This window comes from Caballeronia sp. ATUFL_F1_KS4A, from assembly GCF_023630905.1.
GTDB lineage: Bacteria > Pseudomonadota > Gammaproteobacteria > Burkholderiales > Burkholderiaceae > Caballeronia > Caballeronia zhejiangensis.
This window is the reverse complement of sequence record NZ_JALQEB010000044.1, coordinates 61,924-75,246: the sequence shown is the minus strand read 5'-3', so window position 1 is coordinate 75,246 and position 13,323 is coordinate 61,924. Positions and strand designations below refer to the sequence as shown.

Sequence of the window (13,323 nt, the reverse complement as noted above, 5' to 3'; positions counted from 1 at the left end):
AGCGGAGCGTCGGCGCAAATTCGGCCGACAGACATCCTTCAAACGAAAGCAGGGAGACGACGCGCTCTGCCGCTCGCCATGCGCCATGCGCCCCGTCGAATACAGCGCGGAGAGCGCTATCCCCGCCAGTTTCCGGTCATCCTCATTCGGATGCGACAGCAAGGCCGATGGCCGAGTCCCTGCGGAATGACGCGGGCGATTACCTTGTCATCTGGAAGCGCGTGAACGGACAGCGGAAGCAGTATCGCGACATATACGAGGCCGGCCGCGTGTTGCCGGTGCTAACAGCGGTACATGCGCGGCGGCGGGAATGAGCGATCGTGATGATATGCATCGGTGCCTTCCACGGCACCACGCGCTTCTACTGCGGCATCGGCCGGTCTACTGCGGCATCCCAGATCCCCATCGCGTCGTTCACGGCCTTCTCGATGACGGCATGCCGGACTGAATCGCGGGCGAGCACGGACAACCCCTGAAAAAAGCAGTCGAGCGCGATGGATAGCGACGCCGGATCCGTGCTGCTGCGCAGCTCCCCACTCTTGATGCCCCGTGCCACGCAGGCGCGGAAGCCAGCGCGCGTGCGATTGCGCACCTCACGAAGCAACTGAGTGACGGCTTCGCTGCCGGTGGAACTGGCCCCCACAACGCCTAGCGCGACCATACAGCCTTTCGGGTGGCCGCTCTCGGTCTGCATCCTTGCCGACCGAAGCATCGCCAGAAACACGCCCTCCCGTGGCGGAAGCGACGTGTCATGGAGACTGCGCGTCACCTTGCCGTAAATCTCCATGTATCGTTCCAGCGCCTCCTTGTACAGCGCCTCTTTGGACTCGAAGGCCGCATAGAAGCTGGGCGCGGAGATGCCCCCGCCGATCGCGGCCTTCAACTGCGACAAAGACGTCGATTCATAGCCATGTTCCCAGAACAGATGCATCGCCGAAATGATTGCCGCATCGCGGTCGAACGTGCGTGGCCGACCCCGCTGAACCATGAACATCTCCTTCAGTCGAAATATACATACTAGTCGATACATAATTTCGTTGCAAGTCGCGAGTCGGCACCTCTGGTGCATGTCAGCGGGCCGTTCAAGAAAGCGGTTGACACAGCCTTCCGTATTCTTTTAAATATGTACCATTCGGTATGTAAAGCCGGAGCCGCGCGGGGTCATCACACGAACCCCGCATTTTTTTAGCCTTTTATGTACCATTCGGTATGGAATAAGCCAATGTCCAAAGAACTCGAAGCACGTCTTGACGCCATCGAAAGCCGCTTCGCCATCGAGGCGCTGATCGCCAACTACGCCGAGGCGTTCGACACCATGAATATCGAGCTGCTGGCCACGCTCTGGCATCCCGATTCGCGACTGCACCTGGGCGCGAACGGCAACTCCGATGGCCTGGAGGCGATCCTGGCGCAAGCGCGCATCAACATGAAGCGCATGCCCCACATGCATCATTGGATGGCGAACGCGCTAATCACGGTGGACGGTGACAACGGCCACGGCCTTGTAGCGGCGGACTGTCTTTTCTACGACGTCGATCAGGGCACGCTCCAGGTGAGCGGCCAATACCGCGACATCTATCAGCGACGCGAAGGCCGCTGGGCATTCGTCGAGCGCACCTTCACCATGCACTACGCGACGCCGCTCCAGAACTGGCACCCCATCGCGGGAACGGAGCGCTTCGGCCGTCCGGCTTGATGCGGCCCGCGGCCGCCGGGACTTATGCATATGACAACCTCTTCCACACGTCGATGGTCGGCGTTCGCGGTGTTGCTGGTGGGCGCATTTCTGCCGCCGCTGGACTTCTTCATCGTGAACGTCGCCCTGCCGTCCATCCAAAGCACGCTCCACACGAGCGCTGCGGAGCTGCAACTCGTCATTTCCGGATATGCCGCGGCCTACGCGGTTTTCCTTATCACAGGCGGACGGCTAGGCGATCTATTCGGACGACGAAGTATCTTTCTGATCGGCGTCACGGGCTTCGGACTGACATCGGTGATCTGCGGGCTCGCATCGTCGCCCGCCATACTGATCCTCGGGCGAGTGCTGCAGGGTCTGAGCGCCGCCGCCATGGCGCCGCAAGGACTGGCCTCCATTCACGCCCTGTTTCCAGAGAAAGAGCGTGCGCGCGCCTTGGGCCTATACGGCGCGGCGGTGGGTCTGGCCGCCGTAGCCGCGCAGGCGCTCGGGGGCGCGTTGATCTCTGCGGACGTCTTTCACCTTGAGTGGCGCGTCGTCTTTCTCATCAACTTGCCCGTCGTCGCCGCTGTTCTGATCTTCGGGCTGCCGTTGCTACCCGACGTCCGCGGTGACAGCCCGGCACCTGTAGACCGAATCGGCGTGCTGCTCTGCGCACTCACGCTGGGCTTGCTCATCGTGCCTCTGGTCGAAGGGCGGGAACTGGATTGGCCGTGGTGGGCCTGCGCAATGCTGATCGCATCCCCCGTCGCCGGGGTGGGCTTCTGCCGATATGAGATGGCCTACGCCCGCCGAGGCGGCGTGCCTCTAATCAGCGTGGAGCTCATCCGCAGGCCCGGCCTGATGAGCGGGCTTACGGGCGTCCTCTTCTTCTACGTCGTCTCTGCATTCTTCCTGACGTTCTCCGTCTACCTCCAGGCGGCGCTTGGGATGAGCCCATTCGAGACAGGGCTGGTCTTCCTGCCGTTCGGGGTCGGCGCCTTTATCGGGCCGCTGACGACCCCGCTGGCCATTCGCCTCTTCGGCGACCGCGTCCCCGCCATCGGCATGATGCTGGAGGTCGCCGGCTGCATACTCCTCGCCGCCCTCGTGGCCGGCGCGCCCGGACAGATGCCGGCTCAGTTTCCGCTGATAGAAGCAGTAGCGCTCCTGGGATTCGGTCAGGGCTGGGCGCTGCCGACGCTGGTGCGCTCGGTTATCAATCGCGCACCGGCGACCGGTTCCGGGATGATCGCGGGCATCACGAATTCGGCGTTGCAAATCAGCGCAGCACTGGGTGTCGCGGTCATCGGCGGTGTTTTCTTCAGTGTCGCGGGGACTTCGCCGGATTCGGTGACCTTGGCCAGGGCACTGGTCATCGCCATGATGTGCGTCGGCGGCAGTCTGACCGTTTCAGCCGTCCTGTCTATCGTCGCTTCGAGATCGAGCATTCATGCCGCTGCGAGGGCGGCGCCTCGTTGAGTCCGGCGCGCCATCACTCACGGCATTGCAGGGCCGTGGACATGTCGATGGCGACCCCGTGCCATTTCGGCCAGCACCCGGCCCCTCAGAATGCCGGAATGATCGCGCCTCGATAGCGCGACAGGATGAACTGCCTGACTTCGGGAGACTGATAGGCGGCGACGATCTGCTGCACCCACGGCTTGTTCGCATCCTGCTCGCGTACGGCGATCAGACACGCGTAGACCCCGGAGCCGTCCTCGCGCAGGATCGTGTCCTTCGCCGGGTTGAGTCCGGCCTTGATCGCATAGTCCGCATTGACCGTCGTGGCGTCGAAATCGTCGAGCGTGCGCGGAAGCTGCGCCGCATCCACTTCCTTGAATCGGAAGTGCCTGGGATTGTCGATGATGTCGAGGGGCGTCGCGTTGACGCCCGTGACAGGATCGATGCCCTGTCGCAGCCGAATGCTGCCCGCCTTCTGCAACAGCAGGAGAATCCGGCTCTCGTTGGCGGGATCGTTCGGAATGCCGATGGTCGCGCCGTCCGGCAGGTCCGAGTACTTCCGGTAACGCTTCGAATAGAGTCCGATCGGCCCGATCCACGTGCGGCCGATGCCGACCAGCTTGTAGCCGCGCGCGCGAATCTGCGAGGAGAGGAAAGGCCGGTGCTGGTAGCTGTTGGCATCGAGATCGCCTGCGTCGAGGGCCGCGTCGGGCTGAATATAGTCGTTGAACGACACGATCTTGATGCGCAGACCGTAGTCGCGCTCCGCGACCTTTTTCACCGCCTCGAAGATTTCCTCATGAGGTCCGCTCGTCACGCCGATCTTGAGCAAGGGCGTTTCCGCCTGCGCGGTCGCGCTCACGACCACGGCAAAAAATGCGCATAGCAGCGCGCGCAGAAGGGAAAGGGAGAGTCGTTGCACGAGAACTGTGTCCTTGTCGTGAGGATGGCGAACCCGGTCATTCTATGGACCCGATCCCGTTCCGATAACCAATCCGTTGGCATAACCTTATGCCGGCCTGCCTTCGGTTTCGGCGCGCGTCACGGCAGGATGTAAAGGTCCGCGAAATTGCCTCTCAGACCTTCGCCTGTGGATGCATGGTTCTTCACTTTGGTCGATGCGATCGTGATGTTCGGATTGGCGCCGAACTCGATCGACGGAATATCGTCATGCACGATCTGCTGGAACTGCCGGAATAGCTGACGGCGCCTGTTTTCGTCGGTTTCCACCGAGGCCGCTTCGAGCAGTCGGTCCACTTCCGGATTCGAATAGTGCGCGGCCTGAAGATCGCGCGCAGTTTGCTGGAATGGCCGCGCGCCATGGCGAAAGCGCATGGCGCGGCGCGTCGTCTCACGAATAGAACGACGGCTTCGGAATTCGTCCGTTGAGCGCCCAGTCGCCCAGCTCGCGCACCTTGTAATCGAGCGGATCGTGCAGCGTATGCACGCGCACATTGCGCCAGAAGCGGTCGAGCCGCAACGCCGCCGTCGTCGAGCGCGCGCCCGTCACTTCGAACATGCGATGCGCGACGTCGAGCCCCGCGCGCGCCGCCGCCACCTTCGCCGTGGCGACTGCGACGGCCACTTCGCCGCGCTCGCTTTCGGTGAGGGAAAGGCCGCGCGCCCACGCGCGATCGAAGGCCTGCATCGAACGTTCGACTAGCAGACACGCCCCTTCGAGCGCGACAAAGAAGTCGCCGTAGTGCGCGATCACGTACGGATCCTCGGCGGGACGCTCGGCCTGCGAGGCAATCCACGGCCGCGTCTGCGCGAGCGTCGCGTCGCGCGCCGCCTGCAATGCGCCTTCGCCGATGCCGAGATAGATATGGCACAGGATCGACTGCGCGAGCAGCGGCCGCAGCGTCGCGAACGGGCTGGAAAGCGGTCCGGGATTGAGCAGCAATTCGTCCGCCGCGATGGGCACGCGCTCGAAGATCACCGTGCCGCTGTCGGTCTGGCGCTGCCCCATGTTGTCCCAGTCGTCGAGCACGGTGATGCCCGCGCGATTCGTCGGTGTGATGCCGATCAGCAGCCGCCCGTCGCCATCGAACGCGGACGCGAGCAGCTGGTCCGAATCGCGGGCGCCGGAACAAAAGCTCTTGCGGCCATCGAAGACATAGCCGCCGGCGTCGCCTGGCAGCGCGCGCGTGCTCTTGTCGAGCGGATTGAGCGCGTTGCCCCAGAACCAGCCCTGCGCGACAGTCTCACGCGACCAATGGCGAATCTGCGCATCGCTGCCGAAGCGGCGGATCGTCGCGAGTTGCAGATGATGGAACGCGAACAGATGCGCGAGCGAGCTGTCGACTCGTGCCATCCGTCTGACGACATCGAGCGTCGTCGACCACGGAGCGCCGTCGCCGCCGTACTCCACCGGCAACGACAGTCGCAGCAGGCCGCTCTCGCGCAACAGGCGGCGCTCATGAAAGGCGGTTCCGCCGGCCTTGTCGCGTGCCGCGGCGGTTTTCGCCCATTCGCGCAGCACCGCTTCCAAAGGCTCGGCCCACGGGGCGTCTTGAGTGCGGCTCATTGCAGTGTCTCCTGTCGATGAAGGGTGCGCCGTGTTCGATGCCCGGCTTTGGCGTCAAACCGGAAAACCATAGATAAATACATTGGTTTGGCTTGGATGGGCCGATTTGTAAGCTTGTCGCGCACCATCGACGATAACCGCTTCGCTGCCTCGCGCGCGCGAAGCAAGAGGAGAACCCAATGAAGAAGTTCCATCCGTTGCGGGCCGGCGTGCTGGCCATCGCATCGAGCGCAATGATCGCATCGCTCGCGCAGGCCGCCGATCCGAACAAGCCCGAGATTCGCTTCGGCGCGACGGCCGGTCCGTACTCGGACCAGATTCGCTACGGTATCAAGCCACAGTTGGAGAAGGAAGGTTACAAGGTGACGATCGTCGAGTTCAGCGACTACGTGCAGCCGAACCTCGCGCTCGCCGACGGCGCGCTCGACGCCAACGCATTCCAGCACGAGGTGTATCTCAAGAAGTTCTCGGCGGATCACAAGCTCGCGCTCTCGGAGCTCGTGAAGGTGCCCACCGCGCCGATCGGACTCTACAGCCACAAACACAAGCGCCTCGACGAGCTGAAGGACGGCGCGACCGTGTCGCTGCCGAACGACGTCACCAACCAGGCGCGCGCGATCATTCTGTTGCAGCAACTCGGCTGGGTGACGCTTAAGCCCGGCGTCGATCCGGTGAAATCGTCGGAGCGGGATATCGCGTCGAATCCGCACAGGATCAAGCTCGTGCCGCTCGAAGCCGCGCAACTGCCGCGCTCGCTCGATGACGTCGACTATGCGTTCGTGAACGGCAACTTCGCGCTCGCGGCCGGCCTCAAGCTCAATGACGCGCTCCTGCTCGAAAAGATTCCGCCGTACTACCTGAATCTCGTCGCGGTACGCACGGCCGATCTGAACAAGCCGTATGTGACGGACATCGCGAACGCGTACCGGTCGGCGGATTTCGCGCGCGTGATCGAGCAGCGCTTCGCGGGATTCTCCAAGCCGGCGCAGTAAGCGGGAACGCTGCGGCGCAACGCTCAAGGCCGCAGCCCTTCGACGGCTTCGAGCCGCGACGCCGCATCGTCGCGGCGGCTTCTCGACAGACGCGGATTGAACGCGGCGTGCAGCGCATCGCTCAGCAGATTGAGCGCGAGCACCGTCAGGGCGATCGCCGAGCCGGGCACCGCGATCATGTACCACGCGGTGCGCAGCGCTTCGCGCCCGGTGCCGACCATCGAGCCCCAGCTCACCACGTTCGGATCGCCGAGCCCGAGAAACGATAGCGCCGCCTCCGACAAAATCGCGTTCGCGACGAGCAGCGCGGTCGAAACGAGAATCGGCGTGAGCGCGTTGGGCAGGATCTCGATGAAGATCAGATGCGCATCGCTTGCGCCGAGCGCGATGCTCGCGCGGACGAACTCGCGCTCGCGCAGCACGATGAACTCGCCACGCGTGAGCCGCGCGATGCCCGGCCACGCGGTCACGCCGAGCGCGAACACGATCGTCGAAAGCGACGGCGTGAGAATCGCCACGAGGATGATCGCGAGCAGAAACGGCGGCACGGTCTGGAAGAACTCGGTGATCGCCATGAGCGCGCGGTCGATCGCGCCGCCGAAGTAACCGGCGACGCCGCCGATCAGCACGCCCAGCACGAGCGCGATAACGGCGACCGTCCCGCCGACGGACAGCGAGACGCGCGCGCCGTGAAAGAGACCGGCGAGCAGGTCGCGGCCCATCAGGTCGGTGCCGAGCGGAAACGCGCGATCGGCGCCGGGCCATTGATAGGGCGCGGCGACCATGTCGAGCGGATCGCCGGGAAAGAGCCAGTTGGCCGAGAGCGCCGCGACAAGCGCCAGCGCGAGCAGGAGCGCGCCGACGAACGCGGAAGGCTGGCGCAGGAAAGTGAGCGGCTTCATCGGTTCGACCTCGTGCGTGGATCGACGAGTCCGTAGAGCAGATCGACCATCAGATTGAGCAGGACGACGAGACACGCCGAGAGCAGCAGCACGCCGACCAGCAGGTTGACGTCGCGGCTTTTGATGGCCTCGAACGACAGTTGCCCGAGCCCCGGCCAGCCGAACACCGTCTCGACGATCACCGAGCCGCCGATCAGCGCGCTGCCCTGCAGGCCGAGCATCGTGAGCACGGGCAGCACCGCATGGCGCAGCGCATGATGCGTCGTCACGTACCACGGCCGGCCGCCCTTCGCGCGCGCGGTGCGGATGAAATCTTCCTGCAGCGTCTCGATCATCGAAGCCCGCGCGAGCCGCGCGAAGATGGCCACGTAATACAGCACGAGCGTCGCGGCGGGCAGCACGAGATGGCGCAGATGATCGAGCAGGCGCGAAACGCCGCGATGCGCAACGTTGGTATCGGCGACACCGCCGATCGGCAGCCAGTCGAGATGCACGCCGAAGACGACGATCAGGAGCAGCGCGGTCCAGAACATCGGCGCGGAATAGCCGATGGTCGCGAGCGTGGAGACGAGCGTATCGACGACGCCGTGCGGGCGGCGCGCGGCGAGCACGCCGAGCATGAGCCCGAGACTGACGGAGACGACGAGCGCCGTGCCGATCAGCGCGAGCGTGGCGGGCAGGCGCGCGAAGATCAGCGACGCGACCGGTTCGCCGAAGCGAAACGAAAAGCCGAGATCGAGCCGCAGCGCATGTTCGATGTAATGCGGCAGTTGCCACCCGACGCCGTGATTCAAGCCATATGCTTCGCGTAACTGCGCGACGTATTGCGGCGACACGTTGCCGCTCTCGCTCGCGATGACATCGACGAGATCGCCGGGCATCAGCTTGAGCAGCACGAAGTTGAGCACGGTGGTGCCGAGCAGCACGAGCACGAGCTGAATCAGCCTGTGCCCGATCCTGCGTCCCGCGAGCGCCGATGTAAGCCGCATGACGGTCACGCCTTGTCGAACCAGACGCGCGCGAAATTGGCGCGCGAATGGCTGGCGGTGTCGGTGACGTTGCGCAAGTCCTTCGCCCACACGCCGAACCAGCGGAACTCGAACAGATTGATGAGCGACAGGTCGCGCTGCGCGATCTTCTGCAACTCGACGTACAGGTCGCGCCGTTTGGCCGGATCGGTTTCCGTCTGCGCCGCTTCGATCACGCGGTCCATCTCGGTGCTCGCATAGCCGGACGCGTTGAACCACGGCGTGCCGTTGGAGGCCGCCTTCGACCAGTAATGCTGCTCGATGCCGATCTGCGGATCGAGGCCGTCCGTGCCCCAACTGCTGATGAGCTGGAAGTTGTAATCGGTGAAGACGTTCTTGATCCACGTCGGCAAGTCTTGTCCGCGCAGATTCACGTCGATGCCCACGCGCCGCAGCGCCTGACGCACGAACTCGCCGGTGCGCCGATAGTCGTCGCCGTAGGGAATGAAATCGTGATCGAGCTTGAAGCGCCAGCCGTCCGCCTTCTTCGGGAATCCGGCCTTGTCGAGCAAGGCCTCGGCGCGCTTCGGATCGTACGGATACTGCTGCGTATCCGCCGTATAGAAAGACTTCACCAGCGACGACTCCGGCCCCGTCGCGGGCACCGCGTAGCCGCCCCACACGGTCTTGACGAGCACGTCGCGGTTGATCGCGTGCGCGATCGCCTGACGCACTTCGAGCTTGCCGAGAATCGGATCGCGCAGATTCGGTTCCAGCCAGAGCCACGCCGCGTAGCCGTTATAGCCTGCACGCGAAACGACGAGATGGGGCAGCTTCGCGAGCCGGTCGGCATCGGCGAAAGTCACCGGATTGCGTTCGCCATATTGCGCCGCGCCGGTTTCCAGCGCGGTCGCGCGGCCGGAAACGTCGGGCGTGATTTTCCATGTGATGCGGTCGAGATACGGCTGACCCGGCGCCCAATACTTGTCGAAGCGGTCGAGCACGATGCGGTCGCCGCGCGCCCATTCCGTGAACTTGAACGGACCCGTGCCGACCGGCTTGTTGTTGTACGGATTGTTGCGGATGTCCGTATTCTCATAGAGATGCTTCGGCAGGATCGGCGTGCCGAGCGAATCGAGAATGCCGAAGGTCGCGGGCGTCGATTTCGACAGATGCAGCACGACCGTATGCGCATCGGGCGTATCGATCTTCGTCAGGTATTGCAGCACGCGCCGCGACGCCGGGCTGATCTTCAACCACACTTCCTCGGCTGAGAATTTGACGTCGGCGGACGTGAAGGGCTGGCCGTCGTGCCACAGCGCATGGCGGCGCAGCCTGAAGGTCCATGCGAGGCCGTCGGGCGAGACGGTCCAGCTCTCCGCGAGCTGCGGGCGCGGCTTGAGGTCCGGGCCGTATTCGACGAGGCCGTCGAAGATCTTGCTTGCGACCGCGCCGATCATCGTCGCGGAGTTGACGAAGAAGGCGAGCGTCGGCGGTTCCGGATGGATGACCGCCGTGAGCGTGCCGCCGCGCTTCGCGCCGTTCAGCGTGATCGGCGTCGTTTCGGTCGTGGCCCAGGCGTTGCCCGTGAACACGAACGGCGTCGCCGCGCCCGCGACGAGCGCGCCCGCGCCCTTGAGCAGCCTGCGCCGCTTCAGATCGGCCACGGCGGCGCCCAGCGGATCATCGCGGAACAGAAGCGTCGAGGTCGAGGTCGAGGTCGGCTGCGGCTTGCGCTTGAAAGTCACGATCAATTTTCCTTGTATCGAATAAGAATGGCGCATGCGATGACGGCACCGCGTCGATCAGCGCGCGCGTGTAGGTGTGTTGCGGCGAAGTCCAGATCGAAGCGTGATCGCCGCTCTCGACGATGCGTCCCGCCTGCATCACGAGCACGCGGTCGGCGATATAGCGGACTACCGACAGGTCATGCGAAATGAAGAGCAGCGCGAGGCCCAGCTCGTGCTTGAGGTCGGCGAGCAGGTCGAGAATCTGCGCCTGAATGGAGACGTCGAGCGCGGACACGGGCTCGTCGCAGATGACGAGTTCCGGCCGCAGCACGAGCGCGCGCGCGATGCCGATGCGCTGCCGCTGCCCGCCCGAGAACTCGTGCGGATAGCGCCGCAGCGCCGATTCCGGCAGACCGACGGCATCGACGATGCGGCGAATCCTGTCGTGCCGTTCGCGCCGGTTCGAGACGCCGTGAATGGCGAGCGCATGACCGAGCGTGCGTTCGACGGTATGACGCGGATTGAGCGAGCCGTACGGATCCTGAAAGATCATCTGCACGCGGCGGCGATAGGGCCGCAACGCACGCCGTCCACGATGCGTGACATCGTCGCCGTCGAAGACGATGCGCCCGCCCGTGGGCTCCACGAGCCGCGTCAGCGCGCGCGACAGCGATGACTTCCCGCATCCCGATTCGCCGACGAGGCCCACTGTCTCGCCCGCGCGAATCTCGAAGCTGACGCGGTCCACGGCGCGCACGCCGTCGTAGTCGACGCGCACGTCGCGGGCGTCCAGCAGCACGCGCGCGGGCGTTTCGGCGGTGGATCGCGGCTTGGCGCGCGGCGCGTCGGTGAGCCGCGCGTCGCGATAATGCAGTCCCGCGCCGAAATGCAGCGACGCGCCGAGCAGCGCGCGCGTGTACGGTTGCGCGGGCTGCGTGAACAGTTGCCGGCTCGATGCTTCCTCGACCTTCGCGCCGTCCTTCATCACGACCACGCGATCCGCCCAGCGCCCGACCACGCCGAGATCGTGCGTGATGAGCAGCACGGCCATCGACAGTTCGCGCCGCAGGCGGTCGATCAGCGCCAGAATCTGCGCCTGAATGGTGACGTCGAGCGCGGTGGTCGGCTCGTCGGCGATCAGGAGGCCGGGGCGGCACGCGACCGCGATGGCGATCATCACGCGTTGCCGCTGTCCGCCCGACAGTTGATGCGGATAGTGCGCGAAGCGCCGGCGCGGCTCCGGCAGATGCACGAGTTCGAGCAGCTCGAGCGCTTCCTTGCGCGCGGCCTGAGCGGACATCGGGCGATGCAGCGTGAGCGCTTCGGCGACCTGCTTGCCGACGGGCTGAAGCGGATTCAGCGAGGTCATCGGCTCCTGAAAGATCATGCTGATGCGATCGCCCCGCAGCGCGCTCCATTCACGCTCGCTTTGCGCGAAGAGCGGTTTCCCTTCGAAGCGGATCGCGCCTTGCACGCGCGCACGTTCCGGCAGCAGTCCCATCGTCGCGAGCGCGACGGTCGATTTCCCGCTGCCCGATTCGCCGACGAGCGCGACGATCTCGCCACGCGCGATCGTCAGATCGAACGGGCGAACCGCCGCATGGCCGCCGAAGGACACGCTCAACTGGTCGATCTCGAGCAGGGGCGTCGCGGCGCTCATGTCGCCTGCCTGTCGGCCGGCCCGGACGGATCGCGGAAGCCGGCGGCCGTGTGACGCGCGCCGAGCCGCGCGCCGCCGCCGAAGAGCTTCTCGCGCAGCGTGCCTTCTGCATACGCCGTCTTGTAGATGCCGCGCGACTGCAATTCCGGAATGACGAGATCGATGAAGTCCTCGTAGCTTTCCGGCGTCACGGTCCGCGTGAGATTGAAGCCGTCGATGCCGGCCTCGTCGACCCAGGATTGCAGCGCGTCGGCCACCTGAACCGGGTCGCCGACGATCGTCGTGTAGCGGCCGCCCAGTTGCATCTGGTCGAGCAGATGCCGCACGGTGACGCCGCGCTTGCCGTCGGTCACGCGCTGCACCGACGATTCGATGCCGCGTCCCTTGTGGCCGCCGGGCGGCGCGAGTTCGTCATCGGGCGCGTAGGTCGAATAGTCGATGCCGCTGCCCGCCGCGAAGTGCGCGAGACCCGCTTCAGGACTCGCATACCGCGCGTACTCGGCGAACTTCTCTTCGGCTTCGCGCTGCGTGCGGCCGACTACCACGGTGATACCCATGATGATCTTCAGATCGCCCGCATCGCGTCCGGCTTCGACGGCTTGCGCGCGCAGCGCGTTCACGAGCTTGCGCGTGCCTTCCTTGCTCTGGCTCGACACGAACACGCATTCGGCATGACGCACGGCGAACGCCTGGCCGCGCCCCGACGATCCGGCCTGGAACAGCACCGGCGTGCGTTGCGGCGACGGCTCGCACAGGTGATAACCGTCGACGTCGTAATAACGGCCGCGATGCCGCACCTTGCGCACCTTCGCGGGATGGGCGAACACGCGCGCCTCGCGGTCGCGCAGCACGGCATCGTCCTGCCAGCTTCCTTCCCACAGCTTGTAGAGCACGTCCAGATACTCGTCGGCGCGATCGTAGCGCTCGTCGTGCGCGATCATCTCGGTTGCGCCCATCGCGCGGGCGGCGCTGTCGAGATAGCCGGTCACGATGTTCCAGCCGATACGTCCCTCGGTCAGATGATCGAGCGTCGAGAAGCGCCGCGCGAGCAGATACGGCGCTTCATAGGTGAGATTGACGGTGATGCCGAAGCCCAAGTTCTGCGTCGCGGCGGCCATCGCGGAGACGAGCATCATCGGATCGTTGACGGGTAACTGCACCGACTCCTTCAGCGTGACATCGACCGATTGCTGATAAACGTCGTACACGCCGACGATATCCGCGATGAACAGCCCGTCGAAGAGGCCACGCTCAAGCAGCTTCGCGAGGTCGGTCCAATAGGAGAGTTTGCGATAGTCCGTCGAACGGTCGCGCGGATGGGTCCAGAGGCCATGATTGATATGGCCGACGCAGTTCATGTTGAACGCGTTCAGAATGATGTGCTTCTTGCTCATGAAAGGGCGGG

Annotated in this window: 12 protein-coding genes; 3 read left to right on the top strand and 9 right to left on the bottom strand. The window is 64.8% G+C overall.

What is annotated here, in order from left to right:
• Positions 1–361: 361 nt before the first annotated feature.
• Positions 362–988: a TetR/AcrR family transcriptional regulator gene (locus tag NCS03_RS29195; protein WP_250437740.1), complete on the bottom strand. Its 627-nt coding sequence runs from the start codon at positions 986–988 to the stop codon at positions 362–364.
• A 234-nt stretch (positions 989–1,222) separates the two neighbouring features.
• Between NCS03_RS29195 and NCS03_RS29190 the strand changes: the two genes are divergently transcribed.
• Both NCS03_RS29190 and NCS03_RS29185 read left to right on the top strand, forming a co-directional pair.
• Positions 1,223–1,696 (top strand): nuclear transport factor 2 family protein, encoded by a 474-nt coding sequence (locus tag NCS03_RS29190; protein WP_250437739.1) that lies wholly within the window; start codon positions 1,223–1,225, stop codon positions 1,694–1,696.
• Between the two features lie 24 nt (positions 1,697–1,720).
• A complete protein-coding gene (locus NCS03_RS29185) occupies positions 1,721–3,157 on the top strand; it encodes an MFS transporter (RefSeq protein WP_502801554.1) in 1,437 nt (478 codons plus the stop codon).
• 85 nt (positions 3,158–3,242) lie between these two features.
• Here the strand turns inward: NCS03_RS29185 and NCS03_RS29180 are convergent, their stop codons facing one another.
• From NCS03_RS29180 to NCS03_RS29170, 3 genes are all read right to left on the bottom strand, one after another.
• The gene (locus NCS03_RS29180; RefSeq protein WP_175982444.1) at positions 3,243–4,061 is read right to left on the bottom strand and encodes a MetQ/NlpA family ABC transporter substrate-binding protein; all 819 of its coding nucleotides are present in this window, start codon (positions 4,059–4,061) and stop codon (positions 3,243–3,245) included.
• A 119-nt stretch (positions 4,062–4,180) separates the two neighbouring features.
• Positions 4,181–4,474 (bottom strand): peptide ABC transporter substrate-binding protein, encoded by a 294-nt coding sequence (locus NCS03_RS29175; RefSeq protein ID WP_008345409.1) that lies wholly within the window; start codon positions 4,472–4,474, stop codon positions 4,181–4,183.
• Positions 4,475–4,490: 16 nt separating this feature from the next.
• Complete coding sequence (locus NCS03_RS29170; protein ID WP_250530353.1) at positions 4,491–5,666, bottom strand: acyl-CoA dehydrogenase family protein; 1,176 nt, start codon at positions 5,664–5,666, stop codon at positions 4,491–4,493.
• Between the two features lie 179 nt (positions 5,667–5,845).
• On the opposite strand from NCS03_RS29170, the gene NCS03_RS29165 reads away from it, so the two are divergent.
• Positions 5,846–6,658: a MetQ/NlpA family ABC transporter substrate-binding protein gene (locus tag NCS03_RS29165; RefSeq protein ID WP_008345412.1), complete on the top strand. Its 813-nt coding sequence runs from the start codon at positions 5,846–5,848 to the stop codon at positions 6,656–6,658.
• Positions 6,659–6,681: 23 nt separating this feature from the next.
• Here NCS03_RS29165 and NCS03_RS29160 read toward each other — a convergent pair whose 3' ends face one another.
• From NCS03_RS29160 to NCS03_RS29140, 5 genes are read right to left on the bottom strand one after another with little or no spacing between them, the layout of a single operon-like run.
• The gene (locus NCS03_RS29160) at positions 6,682–7,560 is read right to left on the bottom strand and encodes an ABC transporter permease (RefSeq protein WP_250530352.1); all 879 of its coding nucleotides are present in this window, start codon (positions 7,558–7,560) and stop codon (positions 6,682–6,684) included.
• Entirely contained in the window at positions 7,557–8,549 is a 993-nt protein-coding gene (locus tag NCS03_RS29155; RefSeq protein ID WP_250530351.1) for an ABC transporter permease, read from the bottom strand. The genes NCS03_RS29160 and NCS03_RS29155 overlap by 4 nt, the downstream gene beginning before the upstream one ends.
• Positions 8,550–8,554: 5 nt before the next feature.
• Positions 8,555–10,276 (bottom strand): ABC transporter substrate-binding protein, encoded by a 1,722-nt coding sequence (locus tag NCS03_RS29150; protein ID WP_250530350.1) that lies wholly within the window; start codon positions 10,274–10,276, stop codon positions 8,555–8,557.
• Positions 10,212–11,918 carry an ABC transporter ATP-binding protein gene (locus tag NCS03_RS29145; RefSeq protein WP_250530349.1) on the bottom strand — a complete coding sequence of 569 codons (1,707 nt, stop codon included), beginning with the start codon at positions 11,916–11,918 and terminating at the stop codon, positions 10,212–10,214. The genes NCS03_RS29150 and NCS03_RS29145 overlap by 65 nt, the downstream gene beginning before the upstream one ends.
• A complete protein-coding gene (locus NCS03_RS29140) occupies positions 11,915–13,312 on the bottom strand; it encodes an LLM class flavin-dependent oxidoreductase (protein ID WP_250530348.1) in 1,398 nt (465 codons plus the stop codon). The genes NCS03_RS29145 and NCS03_RS29140 overlap by 4 nt, the downstream gene beginning before the upstream one ends.
• Positions 13,313–13,323 lie beyond the last annotated feature (11 nt).

Bases quoted from the DNA above. Each gene is read 5' to 3' on its own strand.
- NCS03_RS29175 (WP_008345409.1), bottom strand. From the start codon at position 4,474: ATGCGCTTTCGCCATGGCGCGCGGCCATTCCAGCAAACTGCGCGCGAT.
- NCS03_RS29155 (WP_250530351.1), bottom strand. From the start codon at position 8,549: ATGCGGCTTACATCGGCGCTCGCGGGACGCAGGATCGGGCACAGGCTG.
- NCS03_RS29195 (WP_250437740.1), bottom strand. From the start codon at position 988: ATGGTTCAGCGGGGTCGGCCACGCACGTTCGACCGCGATGCGGCAATC.
- NCS03_RS29185 (WP_502801554.1), top strand. From the start codon at position 1,721: ATGCATATGACAACCTCTTCCACACGTCGATGGTCGGCGTTCGCGGTG.
- NCS03_RS29145 (WP_250530349.1), bottom strand. From the start codon at position 11,918: ATGAGCGCCGCGACGCCCCTGCTCGAGATCGACCAGTTGAGCGTGTCC.
- NCS03_RS29165 (WP_008345412.1), top strand. From the start codon at position 5,846: ATGAAGAAGTTCCATCCGTTGCGGGCCGGCGTGCTGGCCATCGCATCG.
- NCS03_RS29190 (WP_250437739.1), top strand. From the start codon at position 1,223: ATGTCCAAAGAACTCGAAGCACGTCTTGACGCCATCGAAAGCCGCTTC.
- NCS03_RS29140 (WP_250530348.1), bottom strand. From the start codon at position 13,312: ATGAGCAAGAAGCACATCATTCTGAACGCGTTCAACATGAACTGCGTC.
- NCS03_RS29160 (WP_250530352.1), bottom strand. From the start codon at position 7,560: ATGAAGCCGCTCACTTTCCTGCGCCAGCCTTCCGCGTTCGTCGGCGCG.
- NCS03_RS29170 (WP_250530353.1), bottom strand. From the start codon at position 5,666: ATGAGCCGCACTCAAGACGCCCCGTGGGCCGAGCCTTTGGAAGCGGTG.